This is a genomic window from Roseovarius autotrophicus (assembly GCF_018069895.1).
Lineage (GTDB): Bacteria > Pseudomonadota > Alphaproteobacteria > Rhodobacterales > Rhodobacteraceae > Roseovarius > Roseovarius autotrophicus.
On record NZ_JAGQDH010000001.1, the window covers coordinates 122132 to 147522 of the forward strand.

Here is a 25391-nt window from a genome sequence, read left to right on the forward strand (position 1 = left end):
CGAAACGAACGCAAAAGGCTTCGATATGGACGAGACTGACCGCCGCCTGCTCTCGGCGCTGCGCCACGATGCGCGCGCTTCTCTCTCCGATCTGGCGCTTGATCTGGGTGTGTCGCGCACCACCGTGCGCGCGCGCATCGAGCGGCTTCAAGCGAAGGGCGAAATCGTGGGTTTTTCGGTGGTGCTGCGTGGCGACACGCTGCGCGATCCGGTGCGCGGGCTGATGATGCTCGGGATCGAGGGGCGCGGCACGGACCGGATCATCAGGCAATTGAACGGGCTGAGTGCGGTGCGCGCGATCCATGCGACCAACGGACGCTGGGATCTCATCGTCGAGATTGGAACCGAGACGCTTGAGGCGCTCGATCAGGTGCTGGCGCAGATCCGGCGGTTCGACGGAATCGCCAGTTCGGAGACAAGCCTGTTGCTCAATACATGGAAATCGGGCGGGTAGGGGCCTGCCCGCCCCTACGGGCGCGCGCGCAGTGCCATCAGCCAGATAAGCATCAGCCCGAGCGAGGCGAGCATGTTCCAGCTTGCCATCGAAAGGCTCCACATCTCCCACGGCACCTCATCGCAACGCACCAGTGGCGCGGCCATGATTTGGGCAAAGAGATCTTCGGTGCTGAGCGATGAGATGGGGCCACCCGAGCAATCGCTGGGGCCTTGCCACCAGCCGCGCTCGACCCCGGTGTGATAGCCGCCGATGGCAGCGGTGGCGAGCGCCGCAAGCGCGCCAAGAGCAGCCATGAGCGCAGGCAGGGCCACAAGCCCCACGGCCCCGATACCGACGGCAATGCCATGCGGCCAACGCTGCCAGATGCAGAGTTTGCAAGGGGCCATCCCGCCGATATGCTGAAAGGCGAGGGCACCCAGAAGAAGTGCAGCAGAGCCGGCGGCGGCAAGAAGGATCAGGGTTTTCTGTCTGGTCATGGCTTTACAGATAGCGCGTGATGTAGAAACCACCAAAGAGCAGCAGAACGAAGAGGATAGTCAAGAGGCCAAGTCGGCGCTCGATGAAATCGCGGATCGGCGCGCCGAACTTCCACAACAGCGCGGCGACAAGGAAGAACCGGATCCCGCGCGCGAGGATCGAGGTGGCGAGGAAAGTGGCCACTGGCATCCCCGTCCAGCCCGACATGATGGTGATGACCTTGTAGGGAAAGGGCGTCACCCCAGCCGTCAGCACCGCCCAGAAACCGAAATCGTTGAACCGGGTGTTGAAGGCGGCGATGGCCTCGGACTTGCCGAGCGTGGCAAGGACCGGCTGGCCGATTTCCTGAAAGGCGAATGCGCCGATGGCATAGCCCAGCATTCCCCCCACCACCGAAGATATCAAGGCGACGGCGGCAATGAGCCACGCCCGTGATGGTCGGGCGAGGATCATCGGAATCATCAGAGCGTCCGGCGGGATCGGAAAAACCGAACTTTCGGCAAAGGAAATCGCCGCCAGCACCCAGAGCGCGCGCGGGTGCTCCGCCATGCGGATCGTCCAGTCATAAAGCGCGCGCAGCATGGGGTCTCCTTCGGCTCTGCGGCGAGACACCACGCACAGTCGGCGCGGTCAAGCCCCGTGCGGCGATTTCGTACGGGGAGCCTCTGGACGGGGCCGTTGCGCTCGGCTAGAGACACATCAGGCGCGGGTGTGGCGGAATGGTAGACGCGAGGGTCTCAAACACCCTTTCCGCAAGGAGTGTCGGTTCGAGTCCGACCACCCGCACCAGAAAACGTACACTGAAAAAGGCGGCGCATACGCACCGCCTCTCAATCGCGATCAGCCACAGATCGATTGGTTCAGCGGCCCCAGCTGCGCACAGGTCCGCAATCCATGTGGACGAAATTCGAACCCGAATACTTGCCGACGCCGCCCCCGCCACAGGCCACGCCCGCGCGATAGATCTGATCGACCGAGCGGCTGCCGAGGCGCAGGTCGGCGGCCTCGCCGATCATGTGGCGCGAATTCTTGGCCACCCCGCCCGAACGTGAGCGCAGCATGGCATTGGTCTGCGGGCTGCGATAGCCGCTCAGAAGCGTGTATGGTTCGCGTGCGTCGAGCAGGTTGTGGCTTGCCGCGAGTATATCCACGGCGCGCGCGTCGATCTGATGGGTCTGATTGGTGCGCCAGTCCCGCATGAAGAGCGAGATCTCGTTCATGGCCTCGGGGATGTATTTTCCCTCGATCCAGTAGATCGTGTCGATCCTCTCGCCTGTGCGGGGCGAGACCATGCGCAGACGGCGGATGTCCCCCGCGCCGCGCAGCAACCCGGCTGCATTGGTGAACGTTGGTGCCGCGGTCACAATGGTTGCGGCAAAGGCTGCCAGCACGCCACGGCGTGAGAATCCAGTGGAACTGAAGTCAGTCATGATCGATTGCGCCTGTCCCGTCGTCTGTATGCGCCGCTGTGCCGCGGCCTTGGTCATCCCCCAGATGCGCGTTTTGTATCGCATAACGGAAATCATCTACCAAGCCCCCTTTTGTCATACTGCGTGAACGTCAGGCGGTTTCGGCGGGATTTTGCGCATCATTGGCCTGTGGTGGTGCAATTGGGATGCAGTCATCGGTCTATCCGTGTCACGCGGATTTGGGGGATCGTGACACGATTTGGTTAGGAATAAATTGATGTTTTGCTGAAATATTGACACTCTCGGAGTGATGAGAATGAAGGGGAATGACCATGCGCAAGTTGTCCGGGTTGCGGGGTTGGGGGGCGGCCCTGAGCGTTGTCGGAGCAGTGGCCGCGACCGGGCTTCGGGCCGAAGGCAATCGTGCGGTGATCTCGCCCGCGTTCTCGACCGCGCTGTCCGAGGCGATGGCACAGGCGCAGGCGCACGCGATGAATACGGCGTTCACGCAGGCGCTGGAGGACGCGACCGCGACGGATCGTGAACTGGCGGAGTATTATCGCGGTGTCGGTCACGCGCCGCTCTGGACGGGTGAATCGGCGCAGGATCCTGCGCGGCGCGCCGCGTTGCTGCGCGCGCTTGGTGATGCGGATATGCACGGCCTGCCTGTGGCACGGTACGATCTGCCGGGACTGTTGGCGCGGCTGGGTGATATCCGTTCGGCACAGGCGCTGGCCGAGGCGGAGGTGGCGCTGAGCCGGGCCTATCTTGCCTACGCGCGCGATCTGCAAAGCGGTGTCGTGGTCCCGTCGCGCGTAGATTTCGACATCAAGCGCGACGTGGTGCGCCGTTCGGCCCCGGACCTGCTTGAGAAGATGCGGGTCGGCGAGCCGCGCGCCGTGATCCGTGCGCTGGCGCCGCAATCGAATGAATACAGGCGGTTGCAGAAGCACAAGCTGATCCTCGAACGGCGCGTCGCGGCGGGTGGTTGGGGGGCGGTGGTCCCGGCCGACAGCCTGAGACCCGGCGCGACCGGTCCGGCTGTGCTGGCGTTGCGTGACCGTCTGGTGGCCATGGGGTATCTGTCACGCAGCGCGACGGCAAGCTATGACGGCACGATCCAGGCGGCGGTTCAGGCATTCCAGGGGAATCACGGGCTGGAAACGGATGGTGTCGCCGGTCCGGCGACGATGGCGGCGATCAACACCGGCCCAGAGCAGCGACTGAAATCCGTCATCGTCGCGATGGAGCGCGAGCGTTGGCTGCCCGCCGAGCGCGGCACGCGGCACATCCTGGTCAACCTGGCCGATTTCAGCGCCAGGATCATCGACGATGATCGCGTCACCTTCGAGACCCGGGCGGTGATCGGCAAGAATGCCGGCGATCGGCGCAGCCCCGAATTCTCTGATCAGATGAAATACATGGTGATCAATCCGACCTGGCATGTGCCGCGCTCGATCGTGGCACGCGATTATCTGCCAAAGCTTCAGGGCAACCGCAACGCGGCCTCTTACCTCAAGCTCTACGACAGCAGCGGCCGAGAGGTGCCGCGCGGGGCGGTGAATTTCAACGCCTATACGGGGCGCAACTTCCCCTTCGCGGTCAAGCAGCCGCCTTCGGATAACAACGCGCTCGGTCTGGTGAAGTTCATGTTTCCGAACAAGTGGAACATCTATCTTCACGACACGCCTCAAAAGCACCTGTTCCAACCGGAAAAACGCGATTTCAGTTCCGGGTGCATCCGGCTCCAGCAACCTTTCGAGTTTGCCTATGAGTTGCTGTCGCGGCAGGAGGCCGATCCGCAGAGTTTCTTTCATTCCGTGCTTGATACCGGGCGAGAGACCTATGTGAATCTCAAGAAACATGTGCCGATTCACCTGATCTATCGCACGGCGGTGACGCAGGCAGGAGGCGCGGTGCAGTATCGCGACGATATCTATGGGCGTGACGCGCGTATCTGGGAGGCGCTCGAACGCGCGGGTGTCAGGCTGGGTGGCCTGAACGGTTGAACACACCGTGCGCCGCTTGCGCCTGTCTCGCACTGCCTGCCGGACGTGATTGTATATCGCGTCGGATGTCGTGTTCCCGTCGCCGTTCCTCGTCGCAAAAGATTGTGCGAATGGCCCGCAGCCGTTAAAATTTCGTTACGGAACTGACGCACAAGTCCCCCGAGAGTCGTCCGCGCCGGGGCGGTGAAAGGAAAGACCACATCATGAGCAGTATTCAGGATCGGGTGATCGGGATCATCGCCGAACAGTCGGGGCTCGAGCCCTCTGACGTTTCCCTCGACAGCACGCCGGAGGATCTGGGCATCGACAGCCTCGGCCTTGTCGAGAGCATCTTCGCCATCGAGGAAGCCTTTGACATTGCGGTGCCGTTCAACGCCAACGAGCCGGAAAAGAGCGAGTTCGACATCTCCTCGGTGCGGTCCATCATCGCGGGCATCGAGCGACTGCTGGCAGAGCAGTCGTGAAACGGGTCGTCATTACCGGGGCGGGCACGATCAACGCACTTGGACACGACGTGCCTGCGACGCTGGAGTCGATGCGCGAGGGGCGTTGCGGCATAGGCGAGCTGGAATTTCGCGATGTCGAGCGGCTGTCGATCCGCATCGGCGCGCAGGTCAAGGGCTATGACCCCGAGGTGCGGTTCAACCGGCAGCAACTGGCACTCTATGACCGTTTTACCCAGTTCACGCTGATCGCCGCGCGCGAAGCGATCGGGCAGGCGGGGCTTGAGTTCAAGGGCGAACTGGCGGCGCGGGCGGGCGTGATTCTTGGCAATTCGGGCGGCGGCATGACCACGCTCGACGAGAATTACCGCTCTGTCTATGAGGAGGGCAAGAACCGCGTCCATCCCTTCGTCGTGCCCAAGCTGATGAACAATGCCGCGGCCAGCCACCTGTCGATGGAGTTCAACCTCAAGGGGCCGACATTTACGGTCTCGACCGCCTGTGCCTCGTCCAATCACGCGATGGCGCAGGCGTTCCAGATGGTGCATGGCGGGATCACGCCTGTGATGGTCACCGGCGGATCGGAATCGATGCTCTGTTTCGGCGGGGTCAAGGCCTGGGAGGGGCTGCGCGTGATGAGCCGCGACGCCTGTCGGCCGTTCTCGGCCAATCGCAACGGCATGGTGCAGGGCGAGGGGGCGGCGATCTTTGTCTTCGAGGAGTTGGAACGCGCCAAGGCGCGGGGCGCCGACATTCTCGCAGAAGTGGTGGGCTTCGCGATGACGTCGGATGCGTCCGACATTGTCATGCCCTCGAAACAGGGTGCCGCGCGGGCGATCGAGGGGGCCTTGCGCGACGCGCGCGTGAACCGCGACGAGGTGGGGTATATCAATGCCCATGGCACCGGGACGGCCGCCAATGACAAGACCGAATGCGCCGCGGTGGCCGATGTGTTCGGGCCGCACGCGGACCAACTGATGATTTCCTCGACAAAATCCATGCATGCCCATCTTATCGGCGCAACCGGGGCGGTCGAGTTGCTGGCCTGCATCATGGCGCTGCGCGACGGAATCATTGCGCCCACCATCGGCTATGAAGAGCCGGACCCGGAATGCGCGCTTGATGTGGTCCCCAACCAGGCGCGCGAGGCAAGGGTGGAGGTGGCCCTGTCCAACGCCTTCGCCTTTGGTGGGCTGAACGCGGTGCTGGCGCTCAGACGATTTGCCTGACGGGTTGTCCTCGGGTCGAACCCGAGGACAACCCGTTTCTCAGTTCGTGATCGTCGATGCGGCTTCATAGGCAGCGGTGAAGCCCGTGAGCGAGACGTCGATGCGCACCTTCTGGTCGGGGGCCTGGGCGGGAACGATCTCGATCGTGGCTTTTGCGCCGCGCTTCATCGCATCGACATCGGCCTGCGCCAACCCGATGCGCGAGAAGCATCCCGCCATGGTGCAGAAGGAATAGGCATAGCTCTTGGCCTTGGCGTTATCGACCGAGAGCTTGACCTCTTCGGTGAGCAGCGTGCCGAGCGGCACCGCGAGCGTGGCGCCGGCCACGACCTGACCTGCGCCCTCCAGCCGGTAAAGGCTGAACTCGGCCACCGGATTGCCTGCCTGCTCGGTCAGAAGCTGATACATCTGGCACAGATCGTCCTGGTCTTCGGGCGCGGGAAAGCAGCGAATGGCCCAGTCGCCATGTGTTTCGCGGATAAAGGGCGTGTTCTCGTCGGGAACCTCGCGCCCGATATCGAGTCCGGTCACCGGATTGAGGGGAACCTCGGTCTGGGCTTCGGCTGCCGGAGCCTCGGCCTGTTGCGCGCCGACCCCGGTCGAGACGGCAAGCAGGGCAGCGAGAGAGAGGCGGAACACGGTCTTGGACATCTTTTCCCCATGGATTGCAGAAATGGTCTGACAGGCGATCTACCACGTCGGCCCGCAACTGTCAGGGCGAAAAACACGTCTGCCCGGGGCCGGTCCGGCAGGAATTCGCGCGAAGGGTGGGGTGGGCGGTCGTGCCAAAAAGAAAGAGGCCCATGGGCCTCTTTCGTCATCTCTCCCCGTCGGACTGGCCGACTTAGTATTTGAGAAATACGCTATGACAGAAGCCATGTTGCGTCAACTGCCTATGTCGCGGGACCGTGAAAAAAGGCCGCACCCGTGGATGCGGCCAGTCTGACAGGGAGGAAGTCACCCAATCCCGGAGGACAAATGAGACCGGGCGTGAAAACAGTGTGGCACCGAAAGGTTAACTTTGTATGGTCGGACCGTGACTATTTCTGGACCGGGAGGATTGGCGTGTCCGAGGCGATTTTTGTGGGTGGCGGCGGGTCAGACTATGCAGAGGCGCAGGAGTTGCTGTTGAAATTCGGCAACCGGCACGGGCTTGTTGCCGGGGCGACGGGCACTGGCAAGACGGTGACGCTGCAAATCCTCGCCGAAGGTTTCTCGGATGCGGGCGTGCCGGTGATCCTGTCGGATATCAAAGGCGATGTTTCGGGGATGGCGGTCGCAGGCAGTGCCGAGGGCAAGCTGCATGGTGCGTTCACCGAACGCGCTACGCGCATTGGCTTTGACGGGTTTCACTACGACGCGTTCCCTGTGATCTTCTGGGACGTGTTCGGCGATCAGGGCCACCCGGTGCGCACCACGGTGGCCGAGATGGGGCCGCTGTTGCTGGCGCGGCTCATGTCGCTCTCCGATGCGCAGGAGGGGGTGCTCAACATCGCATTTCGCGTGGCCGACGAAGAGGGGCTACCGCTGCTTGATCTCAAGGATTTGCAGGCGCTGTTGATCTTTGTGGGGCAGTCGGCCTCGGAATTTTCGCTGCGCTATGGCAATGTGACCGCGGCCTCGGTCGGGGCGATCCAGCGGGCGCTGCTGGTGCTGGAAAATCAGGGGGGCGGGCATTTCTTCGGCGAACCTGCCCTGGATCTGGCCGATCTCATGCGCGTGACGCCCGAGGGGCGGGGCCATGTCAATATCCTTGCCGCCGACAGGCTGATCAATTCGCCACGCCTTTATGCGACGTTTCTTTTGTGGCTACTGTCGGAGTTATTCGAGAAACTGCCCGAGGTGGGCAATCCCGACAAGCCGCGCCTGGTGTTTTTCTTCGACGAGGCGCATCTTCTTTTTGACGACGCGCCCAAGGCGCTGGTGGACAAGGTCGAGCAGGTGGCGCGGCTTATCCGGTCCAAGGGTGTGGGGGTCTATTTCATCACCCAGAACCCTGATGACGTGCCCGATGCGATCCTCGGACAGTTGGGTAACCGGTTTCAGCACGCGCTGCGCGCCTTTACCGCGCGTGATCAACGCGCGCTCAAGCGCGCCGCCGAGACCTATCGCCCCAATCCCCTTTTCGACACGTTCGAGGCGATTCGCGATATCGGCACGGGCGAGGCAGTGACATCGCTCATGGAGGGCAAGGGGGTGCCGGGGGTGGTCGAGCGCACGCTCATTCGCCCGCCCGCGACGCAGCTTGGCCCCTGTGACGCGGCCACGCGACGCGCGGTCATTGCCGCCTCGCCGGTGGCGGGCAAGTATGAGACGGCGATTGACCGTCATTCTGCGTTCGAAATTCTTGCCGCTCGGGTCGAGGCGGCGGCGAAGGAGGCCGAAGAGGCCGAGGCGCGCGCCTTGGCTGAAAAGCAGGCGGAGCGCGAGTTCAAGGCGGCGCGACGCTATTCGGGCGGGGCGCAACCGGGGCGGACGACGCGCGGCCGTGCCACCGAGAGCCTTGGCGGTGCAATCACCTCTGCGGTGGTCAAGGAGTTGCAGGGCACGACCGGGCGGCGGCTGGTGCGCGGTATTCTGGGGGGGCTGTTTCGGGGGCGGTAAAGGCTGTGTCGCCCGGCGGCGCGACCGGAGGCTCGTGTGGCGGAAGCTCAGCGGGTCACGTCTGAAGCAAGGTTTCCAGATCATCGCGCAATGCCGCATATACCGTTTCCGCGAGACGCAGGCGTCGCGGCTTGATCGCCGGCGTCTCGACCCGCAAGAGCGCCTCGACCCCGAGAAAGAACGGCAGCACCGTGCGTCGTTCCGTCTCGGTCAAGGCGAAGGTCTCGGTGAACTGGCGCGCGAGGGCGGCATCGACCCCGCACCACGCCGCGCCCGACGGGGCCATGCCGCGCCGCGCGAGATGCATCAGAAAGCGCGCGATATCCTTGCAGACCGGCATGTGCGCCGAACCGCCCGTGTCGATGCCGGTGAAGCGATCGCCGTCCCTGAGCAGATTGTTGGGGTGAAAATCGCCATGGCAGACCGCTACCCGCCATTCGGCCCCGTCAAGGCGCTGCGCGAGGGACCGAAGAGCGGCGAGAATCTCGGATTCGATCTTGCGCAGATGGTCGAAGGGTTGTGCTTCGGCACAGCGTCCCGCGCGCGCCAGCCAGCCCTCGGGCGCGGCGCCGGTCCAGCTTTCAGAGGCATCCGTGTAGCGGCGTAACCATTGGGCGGCGGGGGCAAGCGCCGCGCCGCGCGCCTCTGGTTCGGTCTGCCAGAGCCATTGCAGAAGCGGCGTGCCCGGGGCGCGTTCCATCACCATCAGGCGCAGTTCAGGCAGATAGGCCAGCGGTTCGGTCACGCGGAATCGAGCGCCCTGCATATAGGGCCAGATGCGCCGCGCCTCCTGCCATTCGCGGGCCTGCATCTCGGCGGTGGCGCGCTCTGCCTGCCGGAAGATTGCCGCGCGGCCGCGCCAGTGTCCGGCGAAGATCGCGCGCTTGCCCGGCACATGGCGCAGAACCTCGGTGATCACCGCCCCGTCGGGCAGGTCGATTTCGGGCAGGGGGGGGGCATCGGACATGGCCGGAGTTTTTCCCGAGGCCCCGCGCGGCGTCAACCGAATTGCGCCCGCTCGCCCGCGCGGCTAAGGTCAAGCCCGGAATTCAGGCAGCAGGATGACAGCATGAGCGCGACCCCCGTCACGGAACTGAGCTTTGAACAGGCAATGCAGGAACTGGAACAGGTGGTGAGCCGTCTGGAGCGCGGCGATGTGGCGCTTGACGAGTCGATCACGCTTTATGAGCGCGGCGCGCTTCTCAAGAAGCGCTGCGAGGAAAAGCTGAAAGAGGCCGAGGAGAAGGTTCACGCCATCACCCTCGACGCCGAGGGCAACCCCACGGGCAGCCGCCCGTTGTCGGAGGGGTGATGCGGGCGGCTCTGATCCGCGACGCGGCGCTCGTCACGGATCACCTGACGGCTGTGCTCGGGGCCTATCCCTCAGGGCCGATCACCGATGCCATGCGCTATGCCACGCGCGGCGGCAAGCGCATCCGTGCGCATCTGGTGCTGGAAGGCGCGCGGATGCTGGGGGTGGCGGAGGCGGCGGCGCTCTGGCCTGCGGGGGCGATAGAGGCGATGCACGCCTACAGCCTTGTGCATGACGATCTGCCCGCTATGGATGATGACGCGCTGCGCCGGGGGCAACCCACGGTGCATGTCGCATGGAACGAGGCCATCGCGATCCTGACGGGTGATGCGCTTCAGGCGTTGGCCTTCGAGATGGCGGCCGATCCCCGCAGCGGGGCGGGCGATGTGCGGGCCGACCTGGCACTTGGCCTTGCGCGTGCGGCGGGCGGGCGGGGAATGGTGCTGGGGCAGGCGCGCGACATTGCGGCCGAGAGCGCGCCCGCGCCGCTGACCCTTGACGAGATCACCGCGTTGCAGGCGGGCAAGACCGGCGCGCTGATCGAATGGGCGGCCACCGCAGGCGCGATCATGGCGCGGGCCGATCCCGCGCCGCTGACCGCCTATGCGCGCGCGCTTGGCCTTGCATTCCAGATTCAGGATGACGTGATCGACGTGACCGGCGATGCGGCGGCGGCCGGCAAGGCCGTGGGCAAGGATGCCGCCGCGGGCAAGGCCACCTTCGTGTCGCTGCTGGGGCTGGAGGGCGCGCGCGCGCGCGCACACACACTGGTTGACAGCGCCTGCGACGCGCTATCCTGTTATGGCGCGCGGGGCGACGGGTTGCGTGATCTGGCCCGCTTCGTTATCTCGCGCGAAAGCTGAGTTTCCCCCGGGGAGGGGTGCCATGTCCGACCGTCCGAAAACACCGCTTCTCGATCAGGTCAACGTTCCCGCCGATCTCAAGCGGTTGAGCGACGCGCAACTTGTGCAGCTTGCCCATGAACTGCGCGCCGAGACGATTTCGGCGGTCTCGGAGACCGGCGGGCACCTGGGCGCGGGGCTGGGGGTGGTGGAACTGACCGTGGCGCTGCACCATGTGTTCGACGCGCCGCGTGACAAGATCATCTGGGACGTGTCGCACCAGTGCTATCCGCACAAGATCCTGACCGGGCGGCGGGATCGCATCCGCAGCTTGCGGCAGAAGGACGGTCTGTCGGGTTTCACCAAGCGCAGCGAGTCGCCTTATGACCCTTTCGGCGCGGCGCATAGCTCCACCTCGATCAGCGCGGCGCTTGGCTTTGCCGTGGCGCGCGATCTGGGAGGGCCCTGCGAGACCGGCCATGGCGATGCCATCGCGGTGATCGGTGACGGGGCGATGAGCGCAGGCATGGCGTTCGAGGCGATGAACAACGCGGGCCACCTGAAGAAGCGGCTGTTCGTCATTCTCAACGACAACGAGATGTCCATCGCGCCACCAGTGGGTGCGCTTTCGACCTATCTCTCGCGGCTTTACGCGGGCGAGCCCTTCCAGGAATTCAAGGCCGCCGCCAAGGGCGCGATCTCGCTTTTGCCGCCCCCTTTTCAGGAGGGCGCACGGCGGGCCAAGGACATGCTCAAGGGGCTGGCCGTGGGCGGCACGCTTTTCGAGGAACTGGGGTTTTCCTATGTCGGGCCCATCGACGGTCATGATCTCGATCAGCTTCTGCCCGTGCTGCGCACGGTCAGGGCGCGGGCCACGGGGCCGATGCTCATCCATGTGCTGACGAAGAAGGGCAAGGGCTATGCCCCGGCGGAGGAGGCGCGAGACGGTGGCCACGCGACGGCACGGTTCGACGTGCTGACCGGCAAGCAGGTGAAAGCACCGTCGAACGCGCCGAGTTACACGCGCGTCTTTGCCGACGCGCTTCTGGCCGAGGCGGCAGAGGATCCGCGCATCTGCGCAGTGACGGCGGCGATGCCGGATGGCACCGGGCTGAACCTCTTTGCCGGGCGCTATCCGTCGCGGCTCTTTGATGTGGGCATCGCAGAGCAGCATGCGGTGACGTTTTCCGCCGGTCTAGCGGCTGGGGGGATGCGGCCCTTTTGTGCGCTCTACTCGACGTTCTTGCAGCGCGGTTATGATCAGGTTGTACATGACGTGGCAATCCAGCGCCTGCCCGTCCGGTTTGCCATTGATCGCGCGGGCCTTGTCGGGGCTGACGGGGCAACCCATGCCGGGGCTTTCGACGTGGCATTTCTGGCGAACCTGCCTGGGTTTGTGGTCATGGCCGCCGCAGACGAGGCGGAACTTGTCCATATGGTCGCCACGGCAGCGGCGCATGACGCGGGGCCGATTGCGTTCCGCTATCCACGCGGCGAGGGGGTGGGGGTCGAGATGCCCGCACGTGGTGTACCGCTTGAGATCGGCAAGGGACGGATGATCCGCGAGGGGGCGGGGGTGGCGATCCTCTCCTTCGGCACGCGGCTGTCCGAAGTGCGCGCAGCCTGCGAGGCGCTGGAGTCGCGCGGGATCACGCCGACGGTGGCCGATGCGCGCTTTGCCAAACCACTTGATCGCGAGATGATCCTCGATCTGGCCGGGCGGCACGAAGCGCTGATCACCGTGGAGGAGGGGGCCATCGGCGGGTTTGGCAGTCATGTCGGCCAGTTGCTCGCCGAGGAAGGAGTGTTCGACCGGGGCCTGAAGTTCCGGTCAATGGTGCTGCCCGATATCTTCATAGATCAGGCGAGCGCCGAGCAGATGTATGACGTGGCGGCGATGAACGCGCCGCATATCGAGGCGAAGGTGCTCGAGTTGATGGGGATTTCGCTGATCACTGGCAAACGCGCCTGACCACCCCATATGGGGTGGGAAAAGGAGACGCCCATGCCCCGCTTCATCACCCTTTGTCTTGCGCTTCTGATCACCCTTCCGGCCCATGCGCTCGATACGAGCGCGGGCAAGCTGACGGTTACGCGGATGGTGGCGGGGCTGACCGAACCCTGGGCGCTCGGGTTTTTGCCTGATGGCGGGCTCTTGATTACCGAACGTGGCGGGCGGTTCCTGCATGTGGCAGGTGGCGAGACGCGCGCGGTGGCGGGCGTGCCAGAGGTGGCGGCACGGGGGCAGGGGGGGCTTCTTGATGTGCTGGTGCCACGTGATTTTGCGGCGACGCGCGAGATATTCCTGAGCTTTTCGAGGCCGCAACCGGGTGGCGCGGGCACGGCGGTGGCGCGCGCGCGGCTGTCTCAGGACGGGGTGCGGCTGGAGGATATGCAGGTGATCTTCGAACTTGTACCCGGTTCTTCCGGCGGGCGGCATTTCGGCTCGCGGCTGGTCGAGGCGCGCGACGGCACGCTTTTTGTCACCATTGGCGACCGGGGCGATGGTCCCACGGCGCAGGACATCTCCAATCAGAACGGCACGGTCATCCGCATCAACCGGGACGGCTCTGTGCCATCCGACAATCCCTTCGTGAACAGGCCGGGCGCGCGGCCTGAAATCTGGTCTTATGGTCATCGCAACGCGCAAGGGGCGGCGCTTGACGACGAGGGGCGGCTCTGGGTGGTCGAGCACGGGGCGCGCGGCGGCGACGAGGTCAACCTTGTGGTGCGCGGCGCGAATTACGGCTGGCCGGTGATCGCCTATGGCAGGCATTATTCGGGGGCGCGGATTGGTGAGGGAACGCACAAGGACGGGATGGAGCAGCCCGTGCATTACTGGGATCCTTCCATCGCGCCTTCGGGGATGGTGATCTATTCCGGCACGCTCTGGCCCGAGTGGCGCGGACATGTCCTCGTGGGCGCGCTCAAGTTCGGGATGATCTCGCGTCTTTCGGGCAATCCCCTGACTGAGGCCGAGCGACTCAAATCCGCCGAGACCGCGCGCGTGCGCGATATCCGCGAGGCGCCTGATGGCAGTATCTGGTTTCTGAGCGTGGGCAATGGTGCGGCCTATCGGATAACACCTGGCTGATCCATTCTTCTGGCCATAAATATCCCGGGGGTGCGGGGGCTGGCCCCCGCTTTACCGCGTTTTCAAACAGACAGCCGCGCCCCATGCGCGCCGCGCTCGCGATAGGGCGTGGTGTGGTAATGCGCCCGGTAGCATTTCGAGAAATGCGACGGGCTGGCAAAACCGCAGGCAAGCGCCACGTTGATAACCGTCATGTCGGTTTGCATCAAAAGATTGCGCGCCTTTTGCAGTCGTAATTCCATGTAATAGCGTTTCGGGCTGCGGTTGAGATAGCGGCGAAAGAGCCGTTCGAGCTGGCGCGTGGACATGCCCACCTCGCGCGCGAGGATCGAGGGGCTGATCGGTTCTTCGATATTGGCCTCCATGGCCTGAATGACCTGGCTCAGCTTGGGGTGGCGGACGCCGATGCGGGTCGGCACCGAGAGACGCTGCGTGTCCTGATCGGTGCGGATCGAGGAATATATCTGCTGATCGGCCACCGCGTTGGCCAACTTTTCGCCATGGGTGTCGGCAATGAGGCTCAGCATCAGGTCGATGGACGAAGTGCCACCCGCCGTGCTCATCCGGTTGCCATCGACGACAAAGACCGATTTCGTCAGGTCCACCTCGTCGAACTCTTCGAGAAAGGCGTCGTGGTTCTCCCAGTGGATCGTGGCGCGCTTGCCATCAAGCAGCCCCGCCTTTGCGAGCACATAGGAGGCGGTGCAGAGCCCCCCCATGCGCAAGCCCCGCCGCGCCTCGCGCCGGAGCCAGTTGAGCATGCGCTTGGTCGCGGCCTTGTGCACGTCCATGCCGCCGCAGACGAGCACGATATCCTCGCGGTTCAATTCGCCAAGGGGGGCATCGATGGTAAAGCGCACACCGGCAGAGGATGTCACCTCTCCATCGCTGTCGCTGGTGATGTGCCAGGTATAGAGCGTCTGCCCCGAAAGCCGGTTGGCGATCCGCAGGCATTCCACGGCTGCCGCGAAACTGAGCAGGGTGAACTTGTCCAGAAGCACGAACACAAAGCGCGTCGGTGCCTTGGGCGCGTCCACCTCTATGGTCTCCAGCTCAGGTATCATGGCCAATTTCCCCGTCGCGGCGCGTGATACTTCGCCACTTTCACGAAACGGTTGCGATTCACAAGGGAAACCGGCGCAATCGTGTCGCATTTTGACCAGGCCGGGATATGGTCTATGGTTTCGGGGTCGGGTATAGAAAAGGCCCGACCGACAGACATAGCGGAGACTGACGATGATCGAATGGCAAAAAACCGGCTGGCGCGCGAAAGAGCGGGTGCAGATGCCGGATTATCCCGATGCAGGGGCGCTTGCCCTGGTCGAGGAACGCCTGCGCCAGTATCCGCCCCTCGTCTTTGCTGGTGAGGCGCGACGGCTCAAGCGCGCGCTGGGGGCGGCCTCGCGCGGCGAGGCATTCCTGTTGCAGGGCGGCGATTGCGCCGAGGCGTTCGACCAGTTCTCGGCGGATGCGATCCGCGACACCTTCAAGGTGATGCTGCAAATGGCGATGGTGCTGACCTATGGCGCCAAGGTTCCGGTGGTCAAGGTCGGTCGCATGGCGGGGCAATTCGCCAAGCCGCGCTCGGCACCCACCGAGGTGATCGGGGACATGGAACTGCCCAGCTATCGCGGCGACATTATCAACGAGCTGGCCTTCACCCCCGAGGCGCGCAGTCCCAATCCCGAAAAGATGTTGCAGGCCTATACGCAGGCGGCGGCGACGCTGAACCTGTTGCGCGCCTTCTCGACCGGCGGCTATGCGGACGTGCATCAGGTGCATCAATGGACGCTCGGTTTTACCGAGGGCGAGAAGGCCGCGAAATATCGCGAGATGGCCAATCACATCTCGGATGCGCTCGATTTCATGAAGGCGGCGGGGATCGACAGCGACCGTGCGCACACGCTCAGAACGGTGGATTTCTACACGTCGCATGAGGGTCTTTTGCTGGAATACGAAGAGGCGCTGTGCCGGCTCGATTCCACCAGCGGAAAGTGGCTGGCGGGATCGGGGCACATGCTCTGGATCGGGGATCGCACGCGCCAGCCGGACGGGGCGCATGTAGAGTTCCTGCGCGGGGTGCTCAACCCCATCGGCCTCAAATGCGGGCCGACCACGAGCGTCGAGGATCTCAAGCGGCTTCTGGCCACGCTCAACCCCGAGAACGAGGCGGGCCGCCTTACCCTGATTGCACGGTTCGGGGCGGGCAAGGTGGGCGAGAACCTGCCCCGCCTCATTCGCACGGTGCAGGAGGAGGGCGCGAAGGTGCTTTGGGTTTGTGATCCGATGCATGGCAACACGATCAAGTCGGCCACCGGCTATAAGACCCGGCCTTTTGAACTGGTGCTGCGGGAAGTGCAGGAGTTCTTTGCCATTCACCGGGCCGAAGGCACCATTCCGGGTGGCGTGCATTTCGAGATGACCGGGCAGGATGTGACCGAATGCACCGGGGGAATGCGGGCATTGTCCGAGGAAAACCTGTCGGATCGTTACCATACAGCCTGCGATCCGCGGCTTAATGCGTCGCAATCTCTGGAACTGGCGTTTCTTGTGGCTGAGGAACTCGCATCGTTCCGGGCGGGCACACGGCAGGCAGAAGCCGTTTGAATGGCATGATCCCATGAAGAAAAGGGCGCGGCATTTCCGCGCCCTTTTCGTTTCAGACCGCGAAATCCTGAAGCGAGCGGCCAGCAGACTCGGCCGCGACCAGCCAACCGGGCTTGCGGCCGCGCCCTGTCCAGGTTCTGGAGGGATCGGCGGGGTCGCGGTATTTCACGCCCGATTTAACGGTTTTCCGGATTGCCGTATCTGCGCCGGGAAATATATCGCCGATGGTAAAACCGGCCTCTCGGATGCGATTTACAAGCGCCGCTCGAAGCTGTTTCTTTTCTTCTTCCTTTTTGGCGGCGGCCATTTCGTGCGCCTCTTTTGCGAGGTTTTCAAGTTGTTGCGACGAAAGTTTCGAAAGGTCTGTCATTCTTGTCTCCTTTTCATGAGATTTGTTTACAGAAAAGTTTTGCAGGCGCAAGGGAAACCGGAGAATGCAAGGTTTCGGCGCAATGACCGGCTATTTATCGTGGCGATATCGACATCTTCTGGCGCGTTCATTGCGCACACAGATGACGCGAATTGGGTACACGCGCGCGGTGGGGTGAGAATGTCTTAAACCTTTCACCGTCTGATGCCCTTCACGCGCCGATGTGAAGGAGCACGCGATGATACTGGATTTCTTCCGGCAGGGAGGGGCGGCGGCAACGGAGCCGCCCGAGACGAAGGCAAGCGCCGCGGGCAGGGTCATCGCCTGGGGGATGCAGGGGTGCACGGCCTGGGGGCCGCGCGATGCGGTGAGCCTGATGCGTGCGGGGTTCTCGGGCAATCCGGTGGGGTTTCGCTGCGTCAAGATGATCGCCGAGGCGGCGGCGGCATTGCCGCTGGTGTTGCAGGATTGCGAACGCCGTTTTGCCGCGCATCCGGTGCTTGATCTGGTGAAGGCCCCCAATCCGGCGCAGGGACAGGCAGAGCTGTTCGAGGCGCTTTATGGCCAGCTTCTGCTGAGCGGGAACGCCTATGTCGAGGCGGTGGGGACCGGGACGGGCGTGCCGCTGGAGCTGCATGTGCTGCGCTCGGACCGGATGAGCGTGGTGCCGGGACCGGATGGCTGGCCGGTGGGCTATGACTATCAGGTGGGCGGGCGCAAGCACCGGTTTTCGCTGGGCGAGGGCGCGCCCTCTATCTGCCATATCAGGAGCTTTCACCCGCAGGACGACCATTACGGTCTGTCGCCCCTGCAACCGGCGGCGCAGGCCATTGACGTGCACAACGCGGCAAGCCGTTGGTCCAAGGCGCTTCTGGACAATGCGGCGCGGCCCTCGGGGGCGATTGTCTATAAAGGCGCCGAGGGGCAGGGGAACCTGACCGAGGATCAATATGCCCGGCTGGTGGGCGAGATGGAGGCGCATCATCAGGGCGCGCGCAATGCGGGGCGGCCGATGCTGCTGGAGGGCGGGCTTGACTGGAAGCCGATGGGATTCTCGCCCTCGGACATGGAATTCCAGAAGACCAAGGAGGCGGCGGCGCGCGAGATCGCGCTGGCCTTTGGCGTGCCACCGATGCTGCTGGGCATTCCGGGCGACGCGACATTCGCCAATTACCAGGAGGCGAACCGGGCGTTTTACCGCCTGACGGTGCTGCCGCTGGCGGCGCGGGTGACGGCGGCGGTGGCGGCGTGGCTGACGAGATTCAGCGGCGAAGCGCTTGATCTGTCGCCCGATCTTGACCGGGTGCCGGCGCTGGCCGCCGAGCGCGATGCGCAATGGGCGCGCGTGACCGGGGCCAATTTCCTGACGCAGAGGGAAAAGCGGGCGCTGCTGGGATTGCCGCCGCTGCCGGAGGCGGGCGCGGATGGCTGAGCAGGCCCCGCCGCCGCGCTACGGGTTCGAGACGTTCGATTGCGCGCCCGCGCTGCGGCTTGAGGCGCATGAGCGGGTCTCTGACTTGCAGCATCGCGCGATGGTGGAGCGGCTGGAGCGGATGGAGGCGGCGCTGGAACGGTTGGAGCGGCGGTTGTGGCTGGCGGTCTATGGGGTGGCGGCGGCGGTGCTGGTGCAGGCGTTTCAGCCGATACTGGCGGCGCTGCCGGGATGAGGCGAAAGGGCGAGGTGATGGAGACGGGACTGGAACGGAAAGTCATGGGTGGTGCCACGGATGCCTTGCGGGTCACGGAGGCGGGCGCGATCGAGGGCTATGCAAGCCTGTTCGATGCGCCCGATCAAGGCGGCGACGTGGTGGCCAGAGGTGCCTATGCGGCGAGCCTGAAGCGGCTGGCGGCCGAGGGGCGCAAGGTTCGGATGCTCTGGCAGCATGACCCGCGCGAGCCCATCGGGATCTGGGACGAGGTGCGCGAGGATGTGCGCGGCCTTCATGTCAAGGGGCGGCTGCTTGACGGGGTGGCGCGGGCGCGCGAGGCGGCGGCGCTGATTGCCGCGGGGGCGCTTGACGGGCTGAGTATCGGCTATCGCACGCTGCGCGCGAGCCGGAACGAGAAGGGCCACAGGCTCTTGCGGGAACTGGAGCTTTGGGAGGTGTCGCTGGTGACCTTTCCGATGCTGCCCAGTGCGCGGGTGGCCGCCAAGGGGGAAGACCCCGGCGACACCTGGCGCGATCTGGCGGCCGTGCTGCGGGCGGCGCGCCGGGAAATGGCGCGGCCCTGAGCCGCCCGACCCGTAACCGAGAGGAGTTGACGATGACGACCGAGACGAAGGCTCGGACCGGGGAGGATATGCCCCCGGTCGCCGAGATGCGCGAGGCCATGGGCGGGTTTCTCAACGAGTTCAAGGGCTTTCGGGCCGAGATCAGCAAGCGGTTTCAACAACAGGATGACAAGATGACGATGATCGAACGCAAGAGCCTGGTGCAGGGCCGCCCGCATCTCGCGGGTGAGCGGGACAGCGGTGCGCCGCATCGCAAGGCGTTTGACGCCTATCTGCGCTCGGGCGATGATGACGGGCTGCGCGGGCTGGAGATGGAGGGCAAGGCGCTCAACACCTCGGTTGCGGCCGAGGGCGGCTATCTGGTCGATCCGCAGACCTCGGAGACGATCCGGTCGGTGATGAATTCCACCGCCTCGATCCGCGCCATCGCGAATGTGGTGACGGTGGAAGCCACGAGCTTTGACGTGCTGGTGGATCATACGGACGTGGGCCACGGCTGGGCGACCGAAACGGGGGCTGTGGCCGAGAGCGATACGCCGGTGATCGACCGCATCTCGATCGCGCTGCATGAGCTGAGCGCGTTGCCGAAGGCGAGCCAGCGGCTGCTGGACGACAGCGCCTTTGACGTGGAGGGCTGGCTGGCGGCGCGCATCGCCGACCGCTTCGCGCGCGCCGAGGCGGCGGCGTTTATCAGTGGCGACGGGTTGGACAAGCCGCGCGGTTTCCTGAGTCGTCCGGCGGTGGATAATGCCGTCTGGGTCTGGGGCAATCTGGGCTATGTGCCTACGGGCGTCGCGGGCGACCTGGGCGGCCCGGATCCGATTGTCGATCTGGTCTACGCGCTGGGGGCGGAATACCGCGCCAATGCCACGTTTGTCATGAACTCGCGCACCGCCGGCGTGGTGCGCAAGCTCAAGGATGCCGACGGGCGGTTCCTGTGGTCGGATGGCCTTGCCGCCGGGGAGCCGGCGCGGCTGATGGGCTATCCGGTGCTGGTCGCCGAGGACATGCCCGATATCGCGGCGGGCGCGGATGCCATAGCCTTTGGCGATTTCCGCGCCGGTTACACGGTGGCAGAGCGGCCCGACCTGCGCATCCTGCGCGATCCGTTCAGCGCCAAGCCGCATGTTCTGTTCTATGCCACCAAGCGCGTGGGCGGGGATGTGAGCGATTTCAAGGCGATCAAGCTGTTGCGGTTCGCCGCCGCCTGAGGCGTGCGGTGACGGCGGGCGGGGGCGTGTTTGCCCCCGTCCCGAGGCGCGTGTCGCAAAAGCGGCTTTGCTCAGCTTCCCCTCCGTCCGGGCAAGGCCGGGCGGCACGCGCCGCACAAGCGGGAGGGTCCGGAATGATGGAGATGGTCCATGTTGCTGATGGAAGAAAGCGCGGTGACGGCTGCCGCATTGCCGCTGGCGGCGTTCAAGGCGCATCTGCGGCTGGGCACCGGCTTTGCGGATGACGATATTCAGGATCCGGTTCTGGAGGGATTTCTGCATGCAGCCATGGCCGCGATCGAGGGACGCACCGGCAAGGTGCTGCTCGAACGGGATTTTTCATGGGTCATGCACGGCTGGCAGGATGTCACGGGGCAGGCTTTGCCTGTGGCGCCGGTCAGCGCGGTCCTGCGCCTCGTGTTGCGCGACCGCCGCGACGAGGCCGAGGTGATCGAGCCGAGCCTTTATCGGCTGGAGCGCGACGCGCATCGCCCGGTGCTGCGGCCTGTGGGCACGCTTTTGCCGATGGTGCCCTCGGGGGGGGTCGCCGAGATCGTGTTTCGCGCGGGCTATGGTGCGGGCTGGGGCGATCTGCCGCCCGATCTGGGGCAAGCGGTGCTGATGCTGGCGGCGCATTTCTATGAACACCGCGCCGAGACCGCATTGCGCGAGGGCTGTATGCCCTTCGGCGTGGCAAGCCTGATCGAGCGCTATCGCAAGGTGCGCCTGCTCGGGGGGGGCGTGCGATGAGGGCGGGGGTGAGGCTTTCCCGCCCTCTGGTGCTGGAGGCACGGGCGCGGGTGGCCGATGGCGCGGGCGGGTTCGCGCACGCCTGGGAGGTGCGCGGCACACTCTGGGCCAAGGTGGAAGCGCGCACGGGCCGTGAGGGGCCGGGCGAGGGCGCGAGCGTGGCGCGCGCGGCCTACCGGATCACGGTGCGGGCCGCACCGCAGGGCGCACCGTCGCGCCCCGTGCCAGGACAGCGGCTGCGCGATGGTGCGCGGGTGTTCGCAATCGAGGCGGTGACCGAGAGCGCGGCGGGGCCGGGATACCTGACGCTTTGGGCCGAAGAGGAGGTGGTGGCATGAGCTATGGCGTGGCGGCCGCGCTTCAGGTGGCGATCTATGAGCGTCTGGCGGGGAATGCGACGCTGGGCGCGCTGGTGGGCGGCGCGATCCATGATGCGGTCCCCAAGGGGCGTGCGCCCGATCTCTATGTCACCTTTGGCCCCGAGGAGGTACGCGAACGCGGCGACGGGAGCGGCGCGGGGGCAGAGCACCGCGTGACCGTCTCTGTCATCTCCGAGGCGGCGGGGTTTCTGGCCGCCAAGCAGGCGGCGGGGGCGGTGAGCGATGCGCTTGACGGGGCGGCGCTCGGCCTGTCGCGGGGGCGTCTGGTGGCGCTGAGTTTCCTGCGCGCGCGGGCGGTCCGCAGCGGCGCGGGCCAGCGGCGGCGGGTTGATCTGACATTCCGGGCGCGCATCGATGACAGCGTTTGAGACTTGAGCAACGGAGAACCAAGATGGCAGTTCAGAACGGCAAGGACCTTCTCATCAAGGTCGATCTTACGGGCGGCGGCAATTTTCAGACCGTGGCAGGCCTGCGCGCGACGCGCGTCAGCTTCAACGCCGAGAGCGTGGATGTGACGAGCCTCGAGTCGGCGGGGGGCTGGCGGGAATTGCTGGCGGGCGCGGGCGTCAAATCGGCCAACCTGAGCGGGTCGGGGATCTTTCGCGACGCGGCGAGCGATGCACGGATGCGGCAGATCTTCTTTGACGGGGAAATGCCGGATTTTCAGGTGATCATCCCCGATTTCGGCACCATCGAGGGGCCGTTTCAGGTGAGTTCCATAGACTATGGCGGCACGCATGACGGCGAGGCGACCTATGAGGTGGCGCTGGCCTCGGCGGGGCGGCTGACCTTTACGGCGCTCTGAGGCGATGGTGAACCCCTGGGCAGGCGAGGTGGCGCTGGTGCTGGATGGCGAGGGTTGCGTGATGCGGCTCACGCTCGGGGCGCTGGCGGAGATGGAGGCGGCGCTGGAGACGGGATCGCTGGTCGATCTGGTGGCGCGGTTCGAGACGGGGGCGTTTTCCTCGCGCGATGTGCTGGCGGTGATCGTGGCGGGGCTGCGCGGCGGTGGCTGGCGCGGGAGCGCGGCGGACCTGCTGAGCGCGGAAATCGAGGGCGGGCCGCTGATGGCGGCGCGGGCGGCGGCGCAGTTGCTGACGCGGGCCTTTGCCTTGCCGGAGGGCGGGGGATGAGCGCGCGGTTCGACTGGCCCGCGCTGTTGCGTGCGGGCGTGCAGGGGCTGGGGCTGCGCCCGGCGGAATTCTGGACGCTGACGCCGGTGGAATTGCGGCTGATGCTGGGCGAGGGCCACGGGCCGCGCCCGATGGCGCGGGCGGGACTGGAGGCGCTGTTGGCGGCCTTCCCCGACGGGACAGGAGATTTGGGCGATGGATGATCTGGAACGTGCGGACGATCTGGAGGCGCAGATCGCGGCCCTCGATGCGGCGATGGGGCAGGCCGGGGCGATGGCCGCGGCCTTTGCCGGGGAACTGGGCCGGGTGCGGGGTGGTCTTTCCGCCGCCGGGCAGGACGCGCAGAGCCTTGAGAGGGGATTGAGCCGGGGTCTGAGGGGCGCGTTGCGCGGCGCGGTGGTGGAGGGCGACAGCCTGAGCGAGAGCCTGCGGCGGCTGGCCACGACCCTCGTCAACACCGCGTTCAACGACGCGGTGCGGCCCGTCACGGATCAGGTGGGGGGGCTTTTGTCGCAAGGTGTCGGCGCGCTTTTGGGTGGGCTGTTGCCTTTTGCGAAGGGGGCTGGGTTCACGCAAGGGCGGGTCATGCCCTTTGCCACGGGGGGCGTGGTGAGCGGGCCGGTCGCTTTCCCGATGCGCGGCGGGCGCACCGGGTTGATGGGCGAGGCGGGTCCGGAGGCGATCCTGCCGCTTTCGCGCGGGTCGGACGGGCGGCTTGGCGTGCGCGCGCAGGGGGGCGGCGCGGTCAGCGTGGTGATGAACGTGACCACGCCCGATGTGGACGGCTTTCGCCGTTCTCAGGGGCAGATCGCCGCACAGCTTGGCCGCGTGATCGGGCGCGGCGCGCGCAACCGGTAAGCGGGAGGCAGAGATGGGATTTCACGAGATACGGTTTCCGGCCAATCTGAGCTTTGGCTCGGTCGGCGGGCCGGAGCGGCTGACCGAGATCGTCACGCTGGCAAGTGGACATGAGGAGCGCAACAGCCCCTGGGCGCAGGCGCGCAGGCGGTATGATGCGGGCGTGGCGTTGCGCAGCCTTGAGGATATCGAGGCGCTGATCGCGTTTTTCGAGGCGCGGCAGGGGCAGCTTTACGGGTTTCGCTGGAAGGACTGGGCCGATTTCAAGTCGAGCCGTGCCGGGGCCGCGCCCGCCTTTGACGATCAGCGGATCGGGGTGGGGGATGATGCGACGGTGGCGTTCCAACTGGTCAAGACCTATCGCTCGGGGGCGTTCGAGGCGGTGCGGCCCATCGTCAAGCCGGTGCGCGGCAGCGTGCGCATGGGGCTTGGCGATGTGGAGATGCGCGAGGGGGTGCATTACGAGGTCGATGAGACGACCGGTATCGTCACCTTTTCCGAGCCGCCCAACATGGGCGTGCCGGTGACGGCGGGCTATGAGTTCGACGTGCCGGTGCGGTTCGATACCGACCGCATTCAGGTGAGCCTTGCGAGCTTTCAGGCAGGCGAGGTGCCGAATGTGCCGGTGGTGGAGGTCCGGCTGTGAGCGGGGCAGGAGCCTGTGCCCTGGCCGTGCATCTGGGGCGGGGGATCACCACCGTGTGCCGGTGCTGGGCGCTTGTGCGCCGCGACGGGCTGGTGATGGGGTTCACCGATCACGATCGCACGCTCTTGTTCGATGGCATCGCCTTTCGCCCCGGCACGGGGATGAGCGCGCGCGCGGTGGAAGAAAGCACCGGGCTGGCCGTCAACAATACGGAGGCGTTTGGTGCGCTCTCGGACGAGGGGATCACGGAGGCCGAGATCGAGGCCGGGCGGTATGACGGCGCGCGGCTGCGGGCCTGGGTAGTGAACTGGCAGGACGTGGCGGAGCGGCTGGAGGTTTTCGCCGGGTCATTGGGCGATATCAGGCGCGCGGGGGGCGCGTTCGAGGCCGAGTTGCGCGGATTGACGGAGGCGCTGAATGTGCCGCTGGGACGGGTTTTCCAGAAGCGGTGCAGCGCCATTCTGGGGGATCACGAGTGCACCTTCGATCTCGATACGCCTGGGTATGTTGCAGAGCGGCCCGCCGAAGGGGTGGCGGGCGGGCGCGTGTTTCGCTTTGCGCAGATGGGGGGCTTTGCCGAGGACTGGTTCCGCCATGGTGTGCTGCGGGTGACGAGCGGGGCAGCGGCGGGCCTCATGGGCCTGATCAAGCGCGATACGATTGCGGGGGCAGGGCGCATCATCGAGCTGTGGCATCCGCTGGGGGCGCGGGTCGCGCCCGGCGACGGGCTGCGCATCGAGGCAGGCTGTGACAAGGCCATGCCAACCTGTCAGTTCAAGTTCGGCAACCTGCTGAATTTTCAGGGCTTCCCGGATATTCCCGGCGATGACTGGGTGATCACGGATCCGGCGAAATCGCCGCGTCTTGACGGCGGGAGCAGGCGGCGATGAGCGGCGCGCGGATCGTGGTCGCGGCGCGCGGCTGGCTTGGCACGCCCTACCGGCATCAGGCGGCGTGCCGGGGCGCGGGGTGCGATTGCCTTGGGCTTGTGCGCGGCGTCTGGCGCGAGGTGATGGGCGAGGAGCCCGAGCGCCCGCCCGCCTATTCGATGGACTGGGCAGAGCCCGCGCGCGAGGAGGCGCTGTGGGCGGCGGCGCTGCGGCATTTGTACGCGAAGCCGCTCGACGACGAGGCACCGGGCGACGTGCTGCTTTTCCGGATGCGCGAGGGGGCGGTGGCCAAGCATCTGGGGTTTGCCGCCGGGATGGGGGCGCGGGCCACGTTCATTCACGCCTATTCGGGGCATGGGGTGGTGGAAAACGCGCTGAGCCTGCCCTGGCGGCGGCGCATCGTCGCGCGTTTTGCCTTTCCTTTGGAGGGATAGATC

31 protein-coding genes and 1 tRNA gene are annotated in these 25391 nt (G+C 65.6%); 25 read left to right on the plus strand and 7 right to left on the minus strand.

The window, feature by feature from the left end; all coding sequences use genetic code 11:
• Window positions 1–25 precede the first annotated feature (25 nt).
• On the plus strand, window positions 26–454 hold the full coding sequence (locus KAK09_RS00630; protein WP_210876899.1) for an Lrp/AsnC family transcriptional regulator: 429 nt from the start codon (window positions 26–28) through the stop codon (window positions 452–454).
• Window positions 455–468: 14 nt separating this feature from the next.
• On the opposite strand, the gene KAK09_RS00635 is transcribed toward KAK09_RS00630, so the two are convergent.
• A complete protein-coding gene (locus KAK09_RS00635) occupies window positions 469–933 on the minus strand; it encodes a disulfide bond formation protein B (RefSeq protein WP_210876900.1) in 465 nt (154 codons plus the stop codon).
• Window positions 934–937: 4 nt separating this feature from the next.
• On the minus strand, window positions 938–1516 hold the full coding sequence (locus tag KAK09_RS00640) for a YqaA family protein (protein WP_210876901.1): 579 nt from the start codon (window positions 1514–1516) through the stop codon (window positions 938–940).
• A gap of 123 nt (window positions 1517–1639) precedes the next feature.
• Here KAK09_RS00640 and KAK09_RS00645 point away from each other — a divergent pair.
• Window positions 1640–1723 (plus strand) — tRNA-Leu (locus tag KAK09_RS00645).
• Window positions 1724–1794: 71 nt separating this feature from the next.
• Here the strand turns inward: KAK09_RS00645 and mepK are convergent.
• Window positions 1795–2364: a peptidoglycan L,D-endopeptidase MepK gene (gene mepK, locus KAK09_RS00650; protein WP_210876902.1), complete on the minus strand. Its 570-nt coding sequence runs from the start codon at window positions 2362–2364 to the stop codon at window positions 1795–1797.
• Between the two features lie 311 nt (window positions 2365–2675).
• Here mepK and KAK09_RS00655 point away from each other — a divergent pair, with 311 nt between their 5' ends.
• The 3 genes from KAK09_RS00655 to KAK09_RS00665 all read left to right on the plus strand — a co-directional run bounded on the left by KAK09_RS00655 (window position 2676) and on the right by KAK09_RS00665 (window position 6024).
• Window positions 2676–4352: a L,D-transpeptidase family protein gene (locus tag KAK09_RS00655; RefSeq protein WP_247650989.1), complete on the plus strand. Its 1677-nt coding sequence runs from the start codon at window positions 2676–2678 to the stop codon at window positions 4350–4352.
• A 203-nt stretch (window positions 4353–4555) separates the two neighbouring features.
• The gene (locus KAK09_RS00660) at window positions 4556–4816 is read left to right on the plus strand and encodes an acyl carrier protein (RefSeq protein ID WP_210876903.1); all 261 of its coding nucleotides are present in this window, start codon (window positions 4556–4558) and stop codon (window positions 4814–4816) included.
• A complete protein-coding gene (locus tag KAK09_RS00665; protein WP_210876904.1) occupies window positions 4813–6024 on the plus strand; it encodes a beta-ketoacyl-ACP synthase II in 1212 nt (403 codons plus the stop codon). Before KAK09_RS00660 ends, KAK09_RS00665 begins: the two co-directional genes overlap by 4 nt.
• Window positions 6025–6063: 39 nt before the next feature.
• On the opposite strand, the gene KAK09_RS00670 is transcribed toward KAK09_RS00665, so the two are convergent.
• The gene (locus KAK09_RS00670; protein WP_210876905.1) at window positions 6064–6675 is read right to left on the minus strand and encodes an invasion associated locus B family protein; all 612 of its coding nucleotides are present in this window, start codon (window positions 6673–6675) and stop codon (window positions 6064–6066) included.
• Window positions 6676–7089: 414 nt separating this feature from the next.
• On the opposite strand from KAK09_RS00670, the gene KAK09_RS00675 reads away from it, so the two are divergent.
• On the plus strand, window positions 7090–8628 hold the full coding sequence (locus KAK09_RS00675; protein WP_210876906.1) for a helicase HerA-like domain-containing protein: 1539 nt from the start codon (window positions 7090–7092) through the stop codon (window positions 8626–8628).
• A gap of 55 nt (window positions 8629–8683) precedes the next feature.
• Here the strand turns inward: KAK09_RS00675 and KAK09_RS00680 are convergent, their stop codons facing one another.
• Complete coding sequence (locus KAK09_RS00680) at window positions 8684–9595, minus strand: phosphotransferase (RefSeq protein WP_210876907.1); 912 nt, start codon at window positions 9593–9595, stop codon at window positions 8684–8686.
• A gap of 102 nt (window positions 9596–9697) precedes the next feature.
• Between KAK09_RS00680 and KAK09_RS00685 the strand changes: the two genes are divergently transcribed.
• From KAK09_RS00685 to KAK09_RS00700, 4 genes are read left to right on the plus strand one after another with little or no spacing between them, the layout of a single operon-like run.
• Window positions 9698–9940 carry an exodeoxyribonuclease VII small subunit gene (locus KAK09_RS00685; protein ID WP_210876908.1) on the plus strand — a complete coding sequence of 81 codons (243 nt, stop codon included), beginning with the start codon at window positions 9698–9700 and terminating at the stop codon, window positions 9938–9940.
• Complete coding sequence (locus tag KAK09_RS00690; protein WP_210876909.1) at window positions 9940–10803, plus strand: polyprenyl synthetase family protein; 864 nt, start codon at window positions 9940–9942, stop codon at window positions 10801–10803. Before KAK09_RS00685 ends, KAK09_RS00690 begins: the two co-directional genes overlap by 1 nt.
• Window positions 10804–10825: 22 nt before the next feature.
• Entirely contained in the window at window positions 10826–12754 is a 1929-nt protein-coding gene (gene dxs / locus KAK09_RS00695; RefSeq protein WP_210876910.1) for a 1-deoxy-D-xylulose-5-phosphate synthase, read from the plus strand.
• 33 nt (window positions 12755–12787) lie between these two features.
• Window positions 12788–13876 (plus strand): PQQ-dependent sugar dehydrogenase, encoded by a 1089-nt coding sequence (locus KAK09_RS00700; protein ID WP_210876911.1) that lies wholly within the window; start codon window positions 12788–12790, stop codon window positions 13874–13876.
• 62 nt (window positions 13877–13938) lie between these two features.
• Here the strand turns inward: KAK09_RS00700 and KAK09_RS00705 are convergent, their stop codons facing one another.
• Window positions 13939–14940: a GlxA family transcriptional regulator gene (locus KAK09_RS00705; RefSeq protein WP_210876912.1), complete on the minus strand. Its 1002-nt coding sequence runs from the start codon at window positions 14938–14940 to the stop codon at window positions 13939–13941.
• A gap of 172 nt (window positions 14941–15112) precedes the next feature.
• Here KAK09_RS00705 and KAK09_RS00710 point away from each other — a divergent pair, with 172 nt between their 5' ends.
• Window positions 15113–16483, plus strand: coding sequence for a class II 3-deoxy-7-phosphoheptulonate synthase (locus tag KAK09_RS00710; protein WP_210876913.1), 1371 nt, complete (start codon window positions 15113–15115; stop codon window positions 16481–16483).
• 52 nt (window positions 16484–16535) lie between these two features.
• Here KAK09_RS00710 and KAK09_RS00715 read toward each other — a convergent pair whose 3' ends face one another.
• The gene (locus KAK09_RS00715) at window positions 16536–16853 is read right to left on the minus strand and encodes an H-NS histone family protein (protein ID WP_210876914.1); all 318 of its coding nucleotides are present in this window, start codon (window positions 16851–16853) and stop codon (window positions 16536–16538) included.
• Between the two features lie 238 nt (window positions 16854–17091).
• On the opposite strand from KAK09_RS00715, the gene KAK09_RS00720 reads away from it, so the two are divergent.
• The 14 genes from KAK09_RS00720 to KAK09_RS00785 all read left to right on the plus strand — a co-directional run bounded on the left by KAK09_RS00720 (window position 17092) and on the right by KAK09_RS00785 (window position 25388).
• Entirely contained in the window at window positions 17092–18285 is a 1194-nt protein-coding gene (locus KAK09_RS00720) for a phage portal protein (RefSeq protein WP_210876915.1), read from the plus strand.
• Window positions 18278–18520 carry a GTA head formation protein, RCAP_rcc01685 family gene (locus KAK09_RS00725; protein WP_210876916.1) on the plus strand — a complete coding sequence of 81 codons (243 nt, stop codon included), beginning with the start codon at window positions 18278–18280 and terminating at the stop codon, window positions 18518–18520. The genes KAK09_RS00720 and KAK09_RS00725 overlap by 8 nt, the downstream gene beginning before the upstream one ends.
• A 17-nt stretch (window positions 18521–18537) precedes the next feature.
• On the plus strand, window positions 18538–19086 hold the full coding sequence (locus tag KAK09_RS00730; RefSeq protein WP_418895506.1) for an HK97 family phage prohead protease: 549 nt from the start codon (window positions 18538–18540) through the stop codon (window positions 19084–19086).
• A gap of 32 nt (window positions 19087–19118) precedes the next feature.
• Entirely contained in the window at window positions 19119–20297 is a 1179-nt protein-coding gene (locus KAK09_RS00735) for a phage major capsid protein (protein WP_210876918.1), read from the plus strand.
• Between the two features lie 150 nt (window positions 20298–20447).
• A complete protein-coding gene (locus KAK09_RS00740; RefSeq protein ID WP_210876919.1) occupies window positions 20448–21047 on the plus strand; it encodes a head-tail connector protein in 600 nt (199 codons plus the stop codon).
• Complete coding sequence (locus KAK09_RS00745; protein ID WP_210876920.1) at window positions 21044–21385, plus strand: head-tail adaptor protein; 342 nt, start codon at window positions 21044–21046, stop codon at window positions 21383–21385. The genes KAK09_RS00740 and KAK09_RS00745 overlap by 4 nt, the downstream gene beginning before the upstream one ends.
• On the plus strand, window positions 21382–21795 hold the full coding sequence (locus KAK09_RS00750) for a DUF3168 domain-containing protein (protein WP_210876921.1): 414 nt from the start codon (window positions 21382–21384) through the stop codon (window positions 21793–21795). The genes KAK09_RS00745 and KAK09_RS00750 overlap by 4 nt, the downstream gene beginning before the upstream one ends.
• 23 nt (window positions 21796–21818) lie before the next feature.
• Window positions 21819–22232, plus strand: coding sequence for a phage major tail protein, TP901-1 family (locus KAK09_RS00755; RefSeq protein ID WP_210876922.1), 414 nt, complete (start codon window positions 21819–21821; stop codon window positions 22230–22232).
• 4 nt (window positions 22233–22236) lie between these two features.
• Window positions 22237–22560, plus strand: coding sequence for a gene transfer agent family protein (locus tag KAK09_RS00760; RefSeq protein ID WP_210876923.1), 324 nt, complete (start codon window positions 22237–22239; stop codon window positions 22558–22560).
• Entirely contained in the window at window positions 22557–22763 is a 207-nt protein-coding gene (locus KAK09_RS00765; RefSeq protein WP_210876924.1) for a rcc01693 family protein, read from the plus strand. The genes KAK09_RS00760 and KAK09_RS00765 overlap by 4 nt, the downstream gene beginning before the upstream one ends.
• Complete coding sequence (locus KAK09_RS00770) at window positions 22756–23418, plus strand: phage tail tape measure protein (protein WP_210876925.1); 663 nt, start codon at window positions 22756–22758, stop codon at window positions 23416–23418. The genes KAK09_RS00765 and KAK09_RS00770 overlap by 8 nt, the downstream gene beginning before the upstream one ends.
• Window positions 23419–23431: 13 nt before the next feature.
• Window positions 23432–24064 carry a phage distal tail protein, Rcc01695 family gene (locus KAK09_RS00775; protein ID WP_210876926.1) on the plus strand — a complete coding sequence of 211 codons (633 nt, stop codon included), beginning with the start codon at window positions 23432–23434 and terminating at the stop codon, window positions 24062–24064.
• Window positions 24061–24954, plus strand: coding sequence for a DUF2163 domain-containing protein (locus KAK09_RS00780; RefSeq protein WP_210876927.1), 894 nt, complete (start codon window positions 24061–24063; stop codon window positions 24952–24954). The genes KAK09_RS00775 and KAK09_RS00780 overlap by 4 nt, the downstream gene beginning before the upstream one ends.
• On the plus strand, window positions 24951–25388 hold the full coding sequence (locus tag KAK09_RS00785; RefSeq protein ID WP_210876928.1) for an NlpC/P60 family protein: 438 nt from the start codon (window positions 24951–24953) through the stop codon (window positions 25386–25388). Before KAK09_RS00780 ends, KAK09_RS00785 begins: the two co-directional genes overlap by 4 nt.
• Window positions 25389–25391 lie beyond the last annotated feature (3 nt).

Coding starts and splice junctions, on each gene's coding strand:
- KAK09_RS00745 (WP_210876920.1), top strand. CDS start 21,044: ATGAGGGCGGGGGTGAGGCTTTCCCGCCCTCTGGTGCTGGAGGCACGG.
- KAK09_RS00770 (WP_210876925.1), top strand. CDS start 22,756: ATGGATGATCTGGAACGTGCGGACGATCTGGAGGCGCAGATCGCGGCC.
- mepK (WP_210876902.1), bottom strand. CDS start 2,364: ATGACTGACTTCAGTTCCACTGGATTCTCACGCCGTGGCGTGCTGGCA.
- KAK09_RS00730 (WP_418895506.1), top strand. CDS start 18,538: ATGGAGACGGGACTGGAACGGAAAGTCATGGGTGGTGCCACGGATGCC.
- KAK09_RS00640 (WP_210876901.1), bottom strand. CDS start 1,516: ATGCTGCGCGCGCTTTATGACTGGACGATCCGCATGGCGGAGCACCCG.
- KAK09_RS00685 (WP_210876908.1), top strand. CDS start 9,698: ATGAGCGCGACCCCCGTCACGGAACTGAGCTTTGAACAGGCAATGCAG.
- KAK09_RS00680 (WP_210876907.1), bottom strand. CDS start 9,595: ATGTCCGATGCCCCCCCCCTGCCCGAAATCGACCTGCCCGACGGGGCG.
- KAK09_RS00775 (WP_210876926.1), top strand. CDS start 23,432: ATGGGATTTCACGAGATACGGTTTCCGGCCAATCTGAGCTTTGGCTCG.
- KAK09_RS00705 (WP_210876912.1), bottom strand. CDS start 14,940: ATGATACCTGAGCTGGAGACCATAGAGGTGGACGCGCCCAAGGCACCG.
- KAK09_RS00750 (WP_210876921.1), top strand. CDS start 21,382: ATGAGCTATGGCGTGGCGGCCGCGCTTCAGGTGGCGATCTATGAGCGT.
- KAK09_RS00630 (WP_210876899.1), top strand. CDS start 26: ATGGACGAGACTGACCGCCGCCTGCTCTCGGCGCTGCGCCACGATGCG.
- KAK09_RS00720 (WP_210876915.1), top strand. CDS start 17,092: ATGATACTGGATTTCTTCCGGCAGGGAGGGGCGGCGGCAACGGAGCCG.
- KAK09_RS00735 (WP_210876918.1), top strand. CDS start 19,119: ATGACGACCGAGACGAAGGCTCGGACCGGGGAGGATATGCCCCCGGTC.
- KAK09_RS00740 (WP_210876919.1), top strand. CDS start 20,448: ATGTTGCTGATGGAAGAAAGCGCGGTGACGGCTGCCGCATTGCCGCTG.
- KAK09_RS00785 (WP_210876928.1), top strand. CDS start 24,951: ATGAGCGGCGCGCGGATCGTGGTCGCGGCGCGCGGCTGGCTTGGCACG.
- KAK09_RS00690 (WP_210876909.1), top strand. CDS start 9,940: ATGCGGGCGGCTCTGATCCGCGACGCGGCGCTCGTCACGGATCACCTG.
- KAK09_RS00660 (WP_210876903.1), top strand. CDS start 4,556: ATGAGCAGTATTCAGGATCGGGTGATCGGGATCATCGCCGAACAGTCG.
- KAK09_RS00755 (WP_210876922.1), top strand. CDS start 21,819: ATGGCAGTTCAGAACGGCAAGGACCTTCTCATCAAGGTCGATCTTACG.
- KAK09_RS00725 (WP_210876916.1), top strand. CDS start 18,278: ATGGCTGAGCAGGCCCCGCCGCCGCGCTACGGGTTCGAGACGTTCGAT.
- dxs (WP_210876910.1), top strand. CDS start 10,826: ATGTCCGACCGTCCGAAAACACCGCTTCTCGATCAGGTCAACGTTCCC.
- KAK09_RS00760 (WP_210876923.1), top strand. CDS start 22,237: ATGGTGAACCCCTGGGCAGGCGAGGTGGCGCTGGTGCTGGATGGCGAG.
- KAK09_RS00655 (WP_247650989.1), top strand. CDS start 2,676: ATGCGCAAGTTGTCCGGGTTGCGGGGTTGGGGGGCGGCCCTGAGCGTT.
- KAK09_RS00765 (WP_210876924.1), top strand. CDS start 22,557: ATGAGCGCGCGGTTCGACTGGCCCGCGCTGTTGCGTGCGGGCGTGCAG.
- KAK09_RS00715 (WP_210876914.1), bottom strand. CDS start 16,853: ATGACAGACCTTTCGAAACTTTCGTCGCAACAACTTGAAAACCTCGCA.
- KAK09_RS00635 (WP_210876900.1), bottom strand. CDS start 933: ATGACCAGACAGAAAACCCTGATCCTTCTTGCCGCCGCCGGCTCTGCT.
- KAK09_RS00670 (WP_210876905.1), bottom strand. CDS start 6,675: ATGTCCAAGACCGTGTTCCGCCTCTCTCTCGCTGCCCTGCTTGCCGTC.
- KAK09_RS00700 (WP_210876911.1), top strand. CDS start 12,788: ATGCCCCGCTTCATCACCCTTTGTCTTGCGCTTCTGATCACCCTTCCG.
- KAK09_RS00710 (WP_210876913.1), top strand. CDS start 15,113: ATGATCGAATGGCAAAAAACCGGCTGGCGCGCGAAAGAGCGGGTGCAG.